Consider the following 14,583-nt stretch of genomic DNA (forward strand, 5'->3'; position numbering starts at 1 on the left):
TTCTCCTTATAAAGCACAAATAGCAGTTATAATTAAATTAATTGCTGCTAAAGGTAATAATATTAAATAACAAGTTCTCATAACTTGGTCAGCTCTTAAGTGCGGATAAGCGCCCCTTGCCCAAAAGTACCAAGAAAAAACAAAGCATATTTTTAAAATCATAGCAATAAAACCTGGTATGAAATAAAAATCATTAAAACCACCCAAGAAAATTAAGCTAATTAAAATTGAGCCTAAAATCATACTTGCATATTCACCGATAAAAAACATACCCCAGCGAAGTCCGCTATATTCAGTACCATAACCAGCAACTAATTCAGCATCATTTTCACTTAAACAAAGTGGAGTTCTATTTGTTTCAATAAAGATTGCTATTGTAAATAATACAAAGGCTATTGGCTGCTTAAATATTAGCCAAGAAAAAATTCCACCTTCTTGATAATTATTTATGTCAATAAAACTCATAGAACCAGTTAGTAAAACAATTGCTAATAAGCAAAGTCCGCTAACGCCTTCATAAGAAATTATAGTTACTAAAGCTCTTGCTCCACCTATTAATGCCCATTTATTATTACTTGCCATACCACCTAAAAAGATTGCGTAAAAACACAAAGATGAACAACCAGCAACATAAAGCACAGCAATGTTAATATCAGCTACAATAGGCTTAATTGTATGACCAAAAAGGCTAAATTCAGGAAAAATAGGAACAGCAGCAAAGGCTAAAAAAGCACAAATAGCAGATATTAAAGGTGCAATTTTAAACACAATACTATTGCTCATATAAGGAATAATATCTTCTTTTGTAAAAAGTTTTATCATATCAGGAACTATTTGTAAAACACCAGCAGGTCCTAGCATATCAGGTCCTAAACGGCGATGAACATAACCTAAAACCTTTCTTTCTAAATAAGTAGCAAAACCAGCTAAGGCTGCAAAAATTGCTATTATTAAAAGACATTTTATTAAGGTAATGATTATAAAAAACAAAGTTTGGCTCATACAATCTCCTTTACATTTAAGCTGCAATAACGATGAGTTTTAAAGAATTTAAAAGGATTGATTTTATCATCGTAAGTTGGTAAATAAGCTGAATTTTCTATGTTTTCATCAAGTACTACTTTTACAATTAGTTCTTCATTTTCATTGCTGATTTTAACCATTGAATTTTCTTTTAAATTATGTTTAGTTAGATAGTTTTTACTTGCGTATAAACATGCACATTCATTAAAAGAGCTTGATTTATTTGTATATTTACTAAAATTAGCAATTGGATTTGCTAAAACAATTACATCATCATTGTTTAATTCAAATTTTTTATATTCTTTTATACTTGCTTGAAAATCAAGATTTTTTACATATTCTTGAGTGTTTAGTAAGTAGCCTCTGTGGTTATTTCCAGCATTGTCATAATAATTGCTTAAATTATCAAAATCTATATTTTTAAAGCCTTTATTTAAAGGTAATTTTTTTGTATATTCAATTGTATATTCAGCATTTAAACCTAAAGCATTTGCTAAGTCATTTAAAAAATAACCATCAAATTTAAGGGCTGCATTCGTAGGCACTAATCTTTTATCATAGTTTGTAAAAGTACCTTCTTGCTGATTTAGCATTGAGCTTAAAAGGTTATTATGCTCATCATTAGAAAAAGAAAAATCTCCCCTTTCATTGTAACCTAAAGTAAATCCATCTTCTTCTTTGCTTAGTTTGCATAACAAGCTAACCCCTAAGGTGTTTGTGCGTGGTGGGATTATAAATACTTTAAAATTTGTGTATTTTTGAACACAAGCACATAAATAAGCGATATAACTAGCGTTTGGATTATAAATACAATCAGCACCAATTATTAAGGTAAAGTTATTTTTTTTGATTAATAAATCTTTTAATTTATCTTCATCAAAATTAATCATTTTTGCTAGGCTTGATTTTTTAATTATTTCGCTTTGAATTTGCTTTACTTCGTTGCCTTGTTCATCTTTTGTTTTTACTTCAACTTCTTTTGTGCATTCTTCATATTCATTTGCTAAATGTGAAAGTTCGCTTGGCAAGTCTTTTGCAAAATATTGTAAAATAAATTCTAAAACCTTAGCCTCATCGCTAAAATTATAATTAACATTAATAAAATTCTTAGATATTTTATCAATTTTCTTATCTTTAATAGGATAAAAATTAAGCCCAGCACCCTTATTCATAACAATAGCATTATTTATATTGTAATATAAAGAAATATGGTCATTTCTTAAAAAAGAACCAAGGCTAATAATAAAATCAGACTTTTTAATATCATTGCTACTTGCGTTATAAAATTCTTTTGCGTGATAGATAAAATTATTTATAAAATTCTGAAAACATAAAGCTTCATTATTTACTAAGTTAAATGAATATTTTTGTCTTAAAAGCTCTAAAATATAAGCTTCTTCGTTTGTTATGTAGCTATTAAATTTTACATTTTTAATCTTGCCATCTTTAAATAAAGATACTAAATGATTAAATTCTTTTTCATCTTTAAACTTGCATTCATTAGCAATATCAAAGGCAAAACGAGCAGCTTTGCTTAATGAAGCAAAATGAAAATCATTTGATACTCTATAAATCATTTTAGAATTATCATTTATGCTTTTTTGCTTTACATCATAATACATTAATTCACAATCGCTACTATGTGGATTGCTAGCAGGTATTTTACTTAATTCCCAAGCGTTTGAGCGATATTGAAAATTTTTGTTAATTAAAGCGCCAGTAGGGCAAACGCTAACGCATTCAGCACATTCTTGACACTGCAAACTTTCTTCATTTTGTGGTGCAATAAGGCTTTTTTGAAACTTAGCCCAAACAGCATTTGCGTCCTTGCTCATTGTTTCTTTAAATTCTTTTGCAGGTGCCTCGCCCCCTCTTGCTACTGTTTTTAACTCGTTATCGCCTATTTTATCCTTGCAAACAGTAATACATCTTTCACAAACAATACATAAACTTGGGTCATACTGCAACATTCCCCAATCTTTATGCCTTCTATCAATATCCTTTATGTAAAAACTTTGAGTATCAACCTTTGCTTTATGTGTGAAATTTTGCAATTCGCATTCGCCGCTCTTATCACAAACTCCACATTGTAAAGGGTGATTAATGCAATAAGTTTGCATAATTGCATTTCTTTCATCCCATAATTCTTTTGTATTTGTAAGTATTTGCATACCTTCTTTTACCTTTGTGTTACAAGCGTATGAGCGTTTTGAATCAACCTCAATCATACACATTCTACACGCTAAAGTAGGTGAGCAATCATTTAAATAACAAATCGCAGGTATGAAAATATCATTTGCTCTAGCAACTTGTAAAACATAATCTCCATCATTTGCATTAACAACCTTGCCATTTATTGTAATTTTCATTAAGCTTCTCCTATCTTAGTAACAACGCAATCACTAAAAGCATAACCTTTTGCTTTTTTACTTAAAGCTATAATCGCACTTAAATTATTATCTATACTAACTTTTGATTTAAATTCTTTATCTTTTGTTTTGACTAAAACTTCATCATTTTCTTTAACAGAACATAATTTTGCAAAAGATGAAGAAATAATAAATTTATCTTCTTCTAAGCATTCATAAATTCTTAAATTATTATTTTCTTGCACTTCTTCATATCTTAATTCGTGCAATTCATTATCAAAAACAAGTTTTAAATCATAATGACTTGCTAATTTTTTTGCTAAAGGGTAAATATTTTTATCAGGATGAGCTAATAAATTTGAGTCTAATAAAAGTACAGTAGCACCTTGAGCCATATGCAAAATTTCTTGAGCTTCTTCTTCGCCTAGGCAAGATTCTGCTGCAAGCTCTGCATTATCAAATTCGCATAAATCACTCATAGAGCATAATAAGGCTAAAACATAAGCTTCATAACCTTGTTCTATTTTATAAAAGCGTTGATTTAGTCTTTCATCTTTTATAGAACCAATATTTATAAATTCTTTATTTGAATAAGTTTGTAAAACTTCTTTACTAGCGTAATTTAAAAAACTAATTATCATTTTTTTTCCTTACACAAATTGTCCAATCGCATTGATTAAATTTTAAAGAATTTAATAATTCACAATTGTTTTCATATACAAAAGAAAAAGATTTTTCAACATTAGAAAAATCTCCAATCTCAAATAAAACAACAAGCACATCATTGCACGCTAAGTTGTCTAAATGTATTTTTAAATCAGCAAAAAAATCTTTGCTTTTTCTAAGGTCAATCCTTTTCATCTATCAATCTCCCCTAAAACAATATTAGTTGAACCCATAATAGCAACAACATCAGCTATATAAGTGCCTACTAACAATTCTTCATAAAATGCACAATGCCAAAAGCTAGGCGTTCTAGCTTTAAGACGATAAGGTCTTGTAGAACCATCACTTTTAATAAAATATCCAAGCTCTCCTTTAGGACTTTCTGTTGGTACATAACAATCTCCTTTTGGAGGGCGAAGACCTTGAGTAATTAAAACAAAATGCTGCATTAAAGAATAGTTTTGAGTTAAAATTTGCTCTTTACTTGCGCTTACAAATTCTTTATCGTTGCATAATAATTCTGGTGAGCTTTCTTTATACATAGGCACTAATTGTCTTAAGATTTTAAGACTTTGGCGAAATTCTTCCATATAACATTTATATCTTGCATAAGAATCACCTGCCTTTGCCACAGGAATTTCAAATTGAACTTCATCGTATAATAAATAAGGTTCTTCTTTTCTAATATCCCATTTAACCCCACTTCCTCTTAGCATTACTCCGCTACAACCCCAATTAAGTGCATTATCAGCGCTTACTACTCCAACGCCTTCTGTTCTAAGACGCCAAATTCTATTATCATCAAGCAAGGTTTCATAGTCTTTTATATCGTTTATAAATTTATCGCAAAATGCAAGTACTTTCGTACAGTAATCATCAGGTAAATCTAAATAACATCCGCCAATTCTCATAGATGAGTGAGTAAGTCTAGCACCACAGTACATCTCAATTAAATCCATTACATATTCACGCTCTCTAAAGCAGTATAAAAATACAGTCATTGCGCCAATATCAAGTGCGTGAGTTGCAAGCCAAAGCAAATGAGATGCTATGCGATTTAGCTCTAAAATCATCATTCTAATAATTTGCGCTCTTCTTGGTATTTTTAAGCCACATAATTTTTCTACACAGGCTACATAAGCATAATTATTTGCACTTGCTGCAACATAATCCATTCTATCAGTGGTTGGAATAAATTCTTGGTAAATCATATTTTCAGCCATTTTTTCCATACCACGGTGCATATAGCCAATCATAGGAGTACATTTTGTAACTTTTTCTCCATCAAGCTCTAAGCATAATCTAAGGTTACCGTGAGAGCTAGGGTGTTGTGGCCCTAGATTTATAATCATTTGAGAACCTTCTTTTTCAAAGGCTATATTTTCATAATATGGTTTTAATTTTGAAGGTATTTGCATTATCTTCTCCCTTCAATAAATTTACTATCATTTCTTTTAATTTTCTTGACAAACATCACGCCTTCTTCTTCTTGATATTCTTGCTTATATGCTATTTCAATTGGTTGAGCGCCATTTGCAACTTCGTGATAAATTCTTCCGAATTTTGTAGTATCTTTATCATCTACAAAAGCTGGGTCTCTGTTTTCTTCTTTTACTACGCTTCTGTATTCTTTTCCAAAAATTCTATCAATCTCATACCATTGTGCGTGTTCATCACCTTGTAAAGGGTATGATTTTTTAAGAGGATGCTCAAACCAATCATCAGGCATTAATAACCTTTTTAAATTTGGATGATTTATAATTTTAATTCCAAGCATATCATAAGCTTCTCTTTCACTCCAGTTAAGCCCCTTATAAACACTAACGCCGCTATTTAAGCATTCATTTATATTGCAAGTTGTTTGTATTTGCAGCCTTAGCTTTTCTTCTAAATTTAATAATAAATATTGAATTAAATAATAACCATCTTTTATATAGTCGCTAACTACCAATTCAGTAAAACTTAAAAAATTTAAATCTTTAGCTAGATTAAGTGCTTTTAAATTATCATCTTTATTTATTTTTATAACTAAAAAATCATTTTCAATAAAGGCTTCATTTATTTGCATTAGAGCTTTAAATTCATTAAGAATTTTTTGAAAATTTGTAGAACTTACTTCGCTTTTTTTAGTCTCAGGAGCATGGTAAAATCTATCTTTATAATAATCTTGTTTTTGAGCGTTTATTTTATCTTTATATTCTCTCATTATATCAACCTTTTAGCAGCTATTTTTTTACTTGCTTTTTGAGTTCTAATTTTCTTTTGTAAAATCATTAGGGCAAATTGAAAAGTCTCAGGGCGTGGAGCACAACCAGGTACATAAATATCTACAGGTATAATTCTATCAACGCCTTGAACTGTTGAATAAGTATTAAACATACCGCCTGTATTAGCGCAAGAACCAACTGAAATAACCCATTTAGGATCAGGCATCATATCATAAAGCCTTCTTGTAAATTCTGCATGTTTTTTACTTAAAGTTCCTGCAACTAACATTACATCGCTATGTCTTGGACTAGCTCTAAAAATAGTACCAAATCTATCAAAATCATATCTTGAACCGCCGCCAGCCATCATTTCAATCGCACAACAGGCAAGTCCGTATGAAAAAGCCCATAAAGAATTACTTCTACCCCAACTTACTAATTTATCAACCGATGTTAAAACAATAGGCATTCCTTTGCTTAATTGATGCTCTGCCATTGTAAAGCTCCTTTTTTAAACGCATAAATAAAACCAACTAATAATAAAATAAAAAAGCACAGCATTTCAATAAGTGCAAATAGCCCTAAATGCTTATACATAAGCGCCCAAGGATACATAAAAATAACTTCTATATCAAACAATATAAAAATAAGTGCAAAAATGAAAAATTGTGAATTTATTTTATTAGCTTGTTTTTGTGGTAAAGGACCACACTCATAAGATGATAAGCCTAATTTTTTTCTATTTTTTGCTGCATAATTATTACCTATTGTTTTTGCTAAAAATACAAGAGCAAAAAACAAAGCAGTAGCTATAACAAGCATTGCAAATACACCAAAATACTGCCCTTCTAATGTAGAATGCGACATTTTTTCTCCTTTCTAAGAAAAGTTTAAAGCTAATAAAATCTAAAGAATTTTATTATGCTAATAAAATTAACTTAATGCTTTTTTAATGCTAAATTATTTGCAAAATTAAATATAGATTAAGTATTTTCTAATAAAATATCACCTTTTTTAAATTTTATTACAGAAAGGATACATCGTGCCTACCATTAATCAATTGGTTAGAAAAGAACGCAAAAAAGTGATTGTAAAATCAAAATCACCAGCGTTAAAAGATTGCCCTCAAAGAAGAGGCGTTTGTACAAGAGTTTATACTACAACTCCTAAAAAACCTAACTCAGCTTTAAGAAAGGTTGCAAAAGTTAGATTAACAACAGGATTTGAAGTTATTAGTTATATTGGTGGTGAAGGACACAACCTGCAAGAGCACAGCATTGTTTTAGTGCGTGGCGGAAGGGTTAAGGACTTACCAGGTGTTAAATATCATATCGTGCGTGGAGCATTAGATACTGCAGGTGTTGCAAAAAGAACAGTTTCTCGTTCTAAATACGGTGCTAAAAGACCAAAACCAGGTCAAGCAGCAGCTCCTACAAAAGGTAAAAAATAATTTTTTATTAAACAGGTGTATTGCTTAGATTTATGCAATGCTATTTGAGTAAATTTTTAATTTGAAGAGGAAAAAATGAGAAGAAGAAGAGCACAAGTTAGAGAAGTTCTAGCTGACCCTATTTATGGTAGTAAAGTGATTACAAAGTTTATAAATTCACTTATGTATGATGGTAAAAAATCAGTAGCAACTCAAATTATGTATGGTGCTATTGATTACATTGGTAATAAAAATAAAGAAGTTAAAGGTATTGATGTTTTTAATGATGCTATTGAAAATGTTAAGCCTGTTTTAGAAATTAAAGCTCGTCGTGTTGGTGGAGCTACTTATCAAGTTCCAGTTGAAGTTCGCCCAGCTAGACAACAAGCTTTAGCAATCCGCTGGATTATTTTAAATGCTAGAAAAAGAAGTGAAAGAACTATGATTGAAAAACTAGCAGGTGAGTTAATGGATGCAGCAAATAGTAAAGGTGCAGCATTCAAGAAAAAAGAAGATACTTATAAAATGGCAGAAGCTAACAAAGCATTTGCACACTATAGATGGTAATAAGGAGATAAAATGTCAAGAAAAACTCCTTTATCTAAAGTTAGAAATATCGGTATTGCAGCGCATATTGATGCTGGTAAAACAACTACATCTGAAAGAATTTTATTCTTTACAGGTGTTTCTCATAAAATTGGTGAAACACACGAAGGTACAGCAACAATGGACTGGATGGCACAAGAGCAAGAGCGTGGTATTACAATTACTTCAGCTGCTACAACTTGCTTTTGGAAAGAACATCAAATTAACTTAATTGACACCCCAGGCCACGTTGATTTTACTATTGAAGTTGAAAGATCAATGCGTGTTTTAGATGGTGCAGTTGCGGTATTTTGTTCTGTTGGTGGGGTTCAACCACAAAGTGAAACAGTTTGGAGACAAGCAAATAAATACGGAGTTCCAAGAATAGTATTTGTAAATAAAATGGATAGAGTTGGAGCAAATTTTTATAATGTTGAAAGTCAAATTAAAAATCGCTTAAAAGCAAACCCTATTCCAATTCAAATTCCAATTGGTGCTGAAGATACATTCCGTGGTGTTGTAGATTTAGTAAAAATGGTTGCTTATGTTTGGGAAGATGATAAAACTCCTACAAACTATACAGAAATAGAAATTCCAGCTGAAGTAATGGAAAAAGCACAAGAATATCGCACAAAATTAGTTGAAGCAGTTGCTGAAACTAGTGAAGAATTAATGGAAAAATACCTAGGCGGAGAAGAATTAAGCATAGAGGAAATTAAAAAGGGTATTAAGGCTGGTTGTTTAGATTTATCTATGATTCCAATGTGCTGCGGTACAGCGTTTAAAAATAAAGGTGTTCAACCTTTACTTGATGCGGTTGTTGATTACTTACCAGCTCCAGACGAAGTTGCTGACATTCGTGGTGAGTATGAAGATGGTAGTGAAATTAGTGTTAAATCAACTGATGATGGTGAATTTGCAGGACTTGCATTTAAAATTATGACAGACCCATTTGTTGGACAACTTACTTTCGTGCGTGTTTATCGTGGTAAGCTTGAAAGCGGTTCTTATGTTTATAATTCAACTAAAGATAAGAAAGAAAGAATTGGTCGTTTATTAAAAATGCACTCTAATAAAAGAGAAGAAATTAAAGAACTTTATGCAGGTGAAATTGGCGCTATAGTTGGGCTTAAAGATACATTAACAGGAGATACACTAGCAAGTGAAGAAGATAAAGTAATTCTTGAAAGAATGGAATTCCCTGACCCAGTTATTTCAGTTGCAGTTGAGCCAAAAACTAAGGCTGACCAAGAAAAAATGGGTATTGCTTTAAATAAACTTGCACAAGAAGACCCAAGCTTTAGAGTTTCAACTGATGAAGAAAGCGGACAAACTATTATTTCAGGTATGGGAGAATTACACCTTGAAATTATTGTTGATAGAATGCTTCGTGAATTTAAAGTTGAAGCAGAAGTAGGTAAGCCGCAAGTTGCATATCGTGAAACTATTAGAAAAGCAGTTGAACAAGAATATAAATATGCAAAACAATCAGGTGGTCGTGGTCAGTACGGACATGTATTCTTACGCCTTGAGCCAATGGAAGCAGGTAGTGGATACGAATTTGTTAATGATATTAAAGGTGGGGTTGTTCCAAAAGAATATATTCCAGCAGTTGATAAAGGTATTCAAGAAGCATTACAAAGCGGTGTTTTAGCTGGTTATCCTGTTGAAGATGTTAAAGTTACACTTTTTGATGGAAGTTACCACGAAGTGGATTCATCTGAAATGGCATTTAAACTTGCTGCATCAATGGGCTTTAAAGAAGGTGCAAGAAAAGCAGGAGCGGTTATACTTGAGCCTATTATGAAGGTTGAAGTTGAAACTCCTGAAGATTATATGGGTGATGTTATTGGTGATTTAAATAAACGCCGTGGTCAGGTAAATAGTATGGATGAGCGTGGCGGAAATAAAATTATTGCAGCATTTTGCCCTTTAGCTGAAATGTTTGGCTATTCAACTGACCTTAGAAGTCAAACTCAAGGTCGTGCAACTTATTCAATGGAATTTGACCATTATAGTGAAGTTCCAAAAAATGTTTCTGAAGAAATTATTAAACAAAGAAATATGTAAAACTTATAGGCAAGAAAATCTTGCCTATACTTTCTAAATAAATAATCTTTTATCTAATATCTTAAAATGTAATTTATAATTTTTAAAATTATTTATTGCTATGTACAAATATAAAAATTGAATAAAAATTAAAACAAAATTTATAGTTAATTTTATAATGAATTTTATTGTGTTAATAAGTATAAAAGCACGCTGCAAATTTTTAGAATTTAATGTACTTATTTAAAAAGAGTTCAAATTAAAAATAAGATATAAATTTGTAATATAAAAATATATAAATTAATAGCACTAAAGTGTTTCAAGCTAGTGTTTAATGGTTTAAAATTATATTAATATCATCTTAAAAATAATTTCAAAATGCTATTAAAGCACAATTATAAAACATCATAAAAAATAAAATAAATTTCATAATTTTAATATACACCTTAGTTTATACAATATTTTAGACTTAAGCATTATCTTAAAATCTTTAATTTTTTGATGGAGGTTAATTATTTTTAGAAAAAGAGTGCTAAGTAAATTTATATAAAGCAGCAAATTACTAAAATAAATAATTGCAAATAGCACATTAATAATATAAATAAAAAAATTTTAATTATTTTTAATTTCAAGTGATAGTGAAATTTTATTTATCTTATTTTTTAAAAAAAAAATATAAATACGCTAAAAATATTGTTAATAAGCATTTTAAGCAAGTTTAAAAGCTTTAAGGCCTTTAAACTTTTATGTGAAATTCTTGTGAAATTTATTTAGAAAATATATGCTCTACGCATTCAAGTGGAGTATTAAATACTAGCACACCTTCATCTTTCATAACATCACTTGGCGCATATTCAAAAAGAGTTACTAAAGCATTTACCCCAGCGTTTTTTGCAGCCTTTGTATCGTTTGTGGTATCGCCTATCATATAAATTTTGTTAAAATCAAATTCTTTTTGTAGCTCTTCTTTACTTAAATAATTCTCACAACGCAAATCATTTAATTTTAATCTTGTTAAGGCCTTTAAAATAGGTTCTGCATTAGGTTTGCATTTGCTAACTTCATCTCCGCCAACAATAACGCTAAAATACTTATCTAAGCCGTAATTTTCTAATATTTTCTTAGAAAAATCATAAGATTTAGTTGTTACTAAACCTATTGTGGCATTATTTTTATGAGCTAACAAAACAGCTTCTTTAGCACCATTTAAAATATGAGTATGACTTACATAAAATTTAGCATAATGCGTTCTATAGGCACTTACGATATTTTTAATATCTTCATCTTTAACTCCAAGTGTGCTAAACATATCTTCGGTTGAAATTCCAATTAATCTTTTTGCTTCTTTGCTATCTACAAAAGAATATCCGTAATCTTTTAAAGCAAGTTCAAGGCTATTTATTATAGCTTGAGTTGAATCAATTAATGTGCCATCTAAATCAAAAAAAATAATCATTTTATCTCCTTTTATAATTTTATTTCTTGTATAAGTTCTGATTTATTTATATTGTTTGAAACTATAATTTTTATCTTATCTCCTACTTTTAAGGAATTATTTAAAGCATATTCACTATAAGGAGTTGCGCCAATGCTAATTAAAATATGCTTTGGTTGATTTTTAAAATAAGGCAATAGCTCTTCTAAAGAGGCTTCATTTTTTTGCTCATTTACATTCTTACAAATCCATTCTAGCAATTCATCAGCATAGCATAAATAATCTTTTACACTCTCTTTACTTCCATATTCGTATTCATTATTATCTTTATATACAAAAGAGCTAATGTTGTATTTTGCTAAATCATCAAAATTTGTAAATTCTATGAAATTTCCACAAGCCTTTGAGCTAGTTGAGAAATTCTTTTTTTTGCTAATAAAATTTTCGTCTATTCTTAAACTAGCATCGTTAAATGCACAAAAATGTGTAACCTTTAATGAAGATAATAAATTGTTTTTATACTCTGCTTCGCATAAAAGCGCTAATTCTGCTTCTGCTTGGAGATTATCTTTATATGTAAGATAAGTGTTATCTACACAAAATCTATTTAAAAAACTATTACAATCTTTTGAATATATTACAAAAATTCCTTTTGGTTTATTTTTATCAACTTTTAAACTTTTAAAAAATTCTTCTTCTTTTGCTTGTTCTAAATGTTTTGCATAATTGCCAACTACGCCTAAAATTAAGCATTCTTTTAAATCAATCATCACAAATCCTTTATAATTTGTGATGATTATAACTAAACTTTGTTTTTTATTTGCTTATTAATTTTATTAATTCTTCATAAACTTTAATTTTTTCAAGCTCTTTATCTAACTCAAGTCCAGCTTTACCTTTTTTGCTAAGTTCTTGTGCGATTTTATTCCCATCATTTACTAGGTCTTTAATTAGATTTGAAATATTGCTTGTAGCGTTATTTACATCAAGCATATTTTTTGAAGTTGCTTTTATGTTATGGTTAATATTTTGAACAGTTTGTTCAACCAACATAACAGCACTTTTTGTTTCTTTTAAAGAACTTTGTGTTTTTTCAGCAAGATTTCTAACCTCATCAGCCACAACAGCAAATCCACGCCCAAATTCTCCAGCTCTAGCTGCTTCAATAGCTGCGTTTAAGGCTAGTAAATTAGTTTGGTCGGCAACATCAGAAATAATTTCAAAAATTCTCGTAAGATTATCAATATTTTTAAGCAGTTGTTCAATATCTTGCTCAACATTCATACTATCGCTACCATCTTGTAAGCTTTTGCTTAAATAATTTGAAAAAGTATTAAAATTATCACCAACCTGACTTAATTTGTTTTGAACTAAAGCAAATTCATTTGTTGCGCCTTGCAGTGTTTGAGATACACTAGAAATAACAGGAATAGATGATTTTAATTGGTTTAACATAGTTGTGTTTATACTATTTAGTAGTTGCATTTGCTTTAATTGCCTTGATAAAAAATATGCAACAAAGGCACTATATCTTTGCACGAAAGTATCTTTAAAATAATCGCTTACTTCTTTTTCACTTTTATAAAAAAAGACTGCTGTTAGTGTTTCATTGATATTAATTCCTAAAAGTTCTCCAAAGGTTGAAAAACCAACAGTAGGAAAAGAATTAAAATAATTCATATTTTGTAAATTATCAATATTGTGTAATCTTCTTAAAATGCAATCATTAAATATTGCTCCTAGTGGTTCTGGTTTGTTTCTTTTAAAGTTTTCATAATCTTTTAATGTGCTTTGTAAAAAGTCAGTTCTTTGAATTAAAATTAATTCTTCAGCACTAGCAACATCGCAATATAAATATATAATTTTATTTGTATAATCAATATTTGCAATCGCTCTTGTGTAAATTTCGTTATTAACTTTAATACCAAAAGAATAATTTTGCATTATTTTTTCAAGATTAGAAATATCACATTTAAAGTGATTGCATAAAGCATCAATAACATTTATTGCTCTATTATTGCTTTCATCTAAAAATTCTTTTATACTTCTTTTTGAAACATCTGCTTGTAAAACAATGAATTTTTTATTTGTAGTATTAAAATTTTGTGATTTAAAAATTCCATAGTGATAATTTTTACTAAGTTTAATATAAACGCTAACTGCACAAGCTTGAACCACTCTTTGATTGTTGTAAATATAGGTATTTTTAAAATCAAGCTTTCCGCCAGCAGAACCACCTACAAATAAGCAAGGAATATTAGCTGCATTATAAACTGCTTGCATAAAAAAGCTCTCACTTGCACTAAGCCCATCAATTAATGTATATGCAATAGTATTTGCAGAAGATATTTTAAATGGAAAATGTATTTTTTTTAATTGCTCTTCAATATAGTTTATTCTTTCATTTACATTGTTTTTATTTAATCCTAAATCTATTGTGCTTACAAAGCAATCTTCAATCATTTTGCTAGAAAAAATCATCATAGCAACTTCATCGCCTTGCTCACTATTTGCATAAAAATGCTTAGTAGCAATGTTGTTATCCATAGAGCATAAAACACCAGCAGAAGAAGCAATTAATAAAACACAATTATTTGGTAGTAAAGATTTTAATTTTGAGCTTAATAAATGTACATCAACATTAGGTTTAGAATAAGCTAAAACAAGTTTTGCATCAATTATTTTATTAAGGTCTTTTAAATTAAAATCTAAAGAAGAAACTTTAGAATACAAGCTTAAAATATCTTGTTTATTATCTATGTTTATATTTTTATCTTTTTTAAAAAACATTTTCACTCCTATTTTAAAAAAGATATAATT

General features: G+C 29.4%; 14 protein-coding genes. 3 read left to right on the top strand and 11 right to left on the bottom strand.

Translation table 11 applies throughout. The annotated features are described in order from the left end of the window. Positions 1-6: 6 nt before the first annotated feature. Genes nuoH through CCANL266_RS01225 form a run of 8 tightly spaced genes read right to left on the bottom strand, consistent with a single transcriptional unit; the run spans position 7 to position 7,132 of the window. Positions 7-1,002 (bottom strand): NADH-quinone oxidoreductase subunit NuoH, encoded by a 996-nt coding sequence (nuoH, locus tag CCANL266_RS01190; RefSeq protein ID WP_172230226.1) that lies wholly within the window; start codon positions 1,000-1,002, stop codon positions 7-9. Next, positions 999-3,392, bottom strand: a complete 2,394-nt coding sequence (locus tag CCANL266_RS01195; protein WP_172230229.1) for an NADH-quinone oxidoreductase subunit G — start codon at positions 3,390-3,392, stop codon at positions 999-1,001. The genes nuoH and CCANL266_RS01195 overlap by 4 nt, the downstream gene beginning before the upstream one ends. Continuing rightward, the gene (locus CCANL266_RS01200) at positions 3,392-4,033 is read right to left on the bottom strand and encodes a hypothetical protein (RefSeq protein ID WP_172230232.1); all 642 of its coding nucleotides are present in this window, start codon (positions 4,031-4,033) and stop codon (positions 3,392-3,394) included. The genes CCANL266_RS01195 and CCANL266_RS01200 overlap by 1 nt, the downstream gene beginning before the upstream one ends. Beyond that, a complete protein-coding gene (locus CCANL266_RS01205) occupies positions 4,023-4,253 on the bottom strand; it encodes an NADH-ubiquinone oxidoreductase subunit E family protein (RefSeq protein ID WP_172230235.1) in 231 nt (76 codons plus the stop codon). Before CCANL266_RS01205 ends, CCANL266_RS01200 begins: the two co-directional genes overlap by 11 nt. Continuing rightward, positions 4,250-5,476: an NADH dehydrogenase (quinone) subunit D gene (gene nuoD / locus CCANL266_RS01210; protein ID WP_172230238.1), complete on the bottom strand. Its 1,227-nt coding sequence runs from the start codon at positions 5,474-5,476 to the stop codon at positions 4,250-4,252. Before nuoD ends, CCANL266_RS01205 begins: the two co-directional genes overlap by 4 nt. After that, positions 5,476-6,264: an NADH-quinone oxidoreductase subunit C gene (locus CCANL266_RS01215; RefSeq protein ID WP_172230241.1), complete on the bottom strand. Its 789-nt coding sequence runs from the start codon at positions 6,262-6,264 to the stop codon at positions 5,476-5,478. Before CCANL266_RS01215 ends, nuoD begins: the two co-directional genes overlap by 1 nt. Further along, positions 6,264-6,761 (bottom strand): NuoB/complex I 20 kDa subunit family protein, encoded by a 498-nt coding sequence (locus CCANL266_RS01220; protein ID WP_172230244.1) that lies wholly within the window; start codon positions 6,759-6,761, stop codon positions 6,264-6,266. The genes CCANL266_RS01215 and CCANL266_RS01220 overlap by 1 nt, the downstream gene beginning before the upstream one ends. Then, positions 6,743-7,132 carry an NAD(P)H-quinone oxidoreductase subunit 3 gene (locus CCANL266_RS01225; protein WP_172230247.1) on the bottom strand — a complete coding sequence of 130 codons (390 nt, stop codon included), beginning with the start codon at positions 7,130-7,132 and terminating at the stop codon, positions 6,743-6,745. The genes CCANL266_RS01220 and CCANL266_RS01225 overlap by 19 nt, the downstream gene beginning before the upstream one ends. A gap of 175 nt (positions 7,133-7,307) precedes the next feature. Here CCANL266_RS01225 and rpsL point away from each other — a divergent pair, with 175 nt between their 5' ends. From rpsL to fusA, 3 genes are all read left to right on the top strand, one after another. Further along, the gene (gene rpsL, locus CCANL266_RS01230) at positions 7,308-7,715 is read left to right on the top strand and encodes a 30S ribosomal protein S12 (protein WP_172230251.1); all 408 of its coding nucleotides are present in this window, start codon (positions 7,308-7,310) and stop codon (positions 7,713-7,715) included. 75 nt (positions 7,716-7,790) lie between these two features. Next, entirely contained in the window at positions 7,791-8,261 is a 471-nt protein-coding gene (rpsG, locus tag CCANL266_RS01235; protein WP_172230254.1) for a 30S ribosomal protein S7, read from the top strand. Positions 8,262-8,273: 12 nt separating this feature from the next. Further along, positions 8,274-10,349 carry an elongation factor G gene (gene fusA / locus CCANL266_RS01240; RefSeq protein ID WP_172230257.1) on the top strand — a complete coding sequence of 692 codons (2,076 nt, stop codon included), beginning with the start codon at positions 8,274-8,276 and terminating at the stop codon, positions 10,347-10,349. Between the two features lie 745 nt (positions 10,350-11,094). Here fusA and CCANL266_RS01245 read toward each other — a convergent pair. Genes CCANL266_RS01245 through CCANL266_RS09640 form a run of 3 tightly spaced genes read right to left on the bottom strand, consistent with a single transcriptional unit; the run spans position 11,095 to position 14,553 of the window. Next, entirely contained in the window at positions 11,095-11,784 is a 690-nt protein-coding gene (locus CCANL266_RS01245; RefSeq protein ID WP_172230260.1) for an HAD family hydrolase, read from the bottom strand. Between the two features lie 11 nt (positions 11,785-11,795). Further along, positions 11,796-12,533: a DUF5718 family protein gene (locus CCANL266_RS01250; protein ID WP_172230263.1), complete on the bottom strand. Its 738-nt coding sequence runs from the start codon at positions 12,531-12,533 to the stop codon at positions 11,796-11,798. A gap of 46 nt (positions 12,534-12,579) precedes the next feature. Then, a complete protein-coding gene (locus tag CCANL266_RS09640) occupies positions 12,580-14,553 on the bottom strand; it encodes a methyl-accepting chemotaxis protein (protein WP_172230266.1) in 1,974 nt (657 codons plus the stop codon). Between the last annotated feature and the right edge of the window lie 30 nt (positions 14,554-14,583).

Source organism: Campylobacter canadensis, assembly GCF_013177655.1.
In the GTDB taxonomy this organism is placed as follows: domain Bacteria; phylum Campylobacterota; class Campylobacteria; order Campylobacterales; family Campylobacteraceae; genus Campylobacter_E; species Campylobacter_E canadensis.

Bases quoted from the DNA above. Each gene is read 5' to 3' on its own strand.
- CCANL266_RS09640 (WP_172230266.1), bottom strand. From the start codon at position 14,553: ATGTTTTTTAAAAAAGATAAAAATATAAACATAGATAATAAACAAGAT.
- rpsG (WP_172230254.1), top strand. From the start codon at position 7,791: ATGAGAAGAAGAAGAGCACAAGTTAGAGAAGTTCTAGCTGACCCTATT.
- CCANL266_RS01215 (WP_172230241.1), bottom strand. From the start codon at position 6,264: ATGAGAGAATATAAAGATAAAATAAACGCTCAAAAACAAGATTATTAT.
- nuoD (WP_172230238.1), bottom strand. From the start codon at position 5,476: ATGCAAATACCTTCAAAATTAAAACCATATTATGAAAATATAGCCTTT.
- CCANL266_RS01195 (WP_172230229.1), bottom strand. From the start codon at position 3,392: ATGAAAATTACAATAAATGGCAAGGTTGTTAATGCAAATGATGGAGAT.
- CCANL266_RS01200 (WP_172230232.1), bottom strand. From the start codon at position 4,033: ATGATAATTAGTTTTTTAAATTACGCTAGTAAAGAAGTTTTACAAACT.
- CCANL266_RS01220 (WP_172230244.1), bottom strand. From the start codon at position 6,761: ATGGCAGAGCATCAATTAAGCAAAGGAATGCCTATTGTTTTAACATCG.
- nuoH (WP_172230226.1), bottom strand. From the start codon at position 1,002: ATGAGCCAAACTTTGTTTTTTATAATCATTACCTTAATAAAATGTCTT.
- fusA (WP_172230257.1), top strand. From the start codon at position 8,274: ATGTCAAGAAAAACTCCTTTATCTAAAGTTAGAAATATCGGTATTGCA.
- CCANL266_RS01245 (WP_172230260.1), bottom strand. From the start codon at position 11,784: ATGATTATTTTTTTTGATTTAGATGGCACATTAATTGATTCAACTCAA.
- CCANL266_RS01250 (WP_172230263.1), bottom strand. From the start codon at position 12,533: ATGATTGATTTAAAAGAATGCTTAATTTTAGGCGTAGTTGGCAATTAT.
- CCANL266_RS01205 (WP_172230235.1), bottom strand. From the start codon at position 4,253: ATGAAAAGGATTGACCTTAGAAAAAGCAAAGATTTTTTTGCTGATTTA.
- CCANL266_RS01225 (WP_172230247.1), bottom strand. From the start codon at position 7,132: ATGTCGCATTCTACATTAGAAGGGCAGTATTTTGGTGTATTTGCAATG.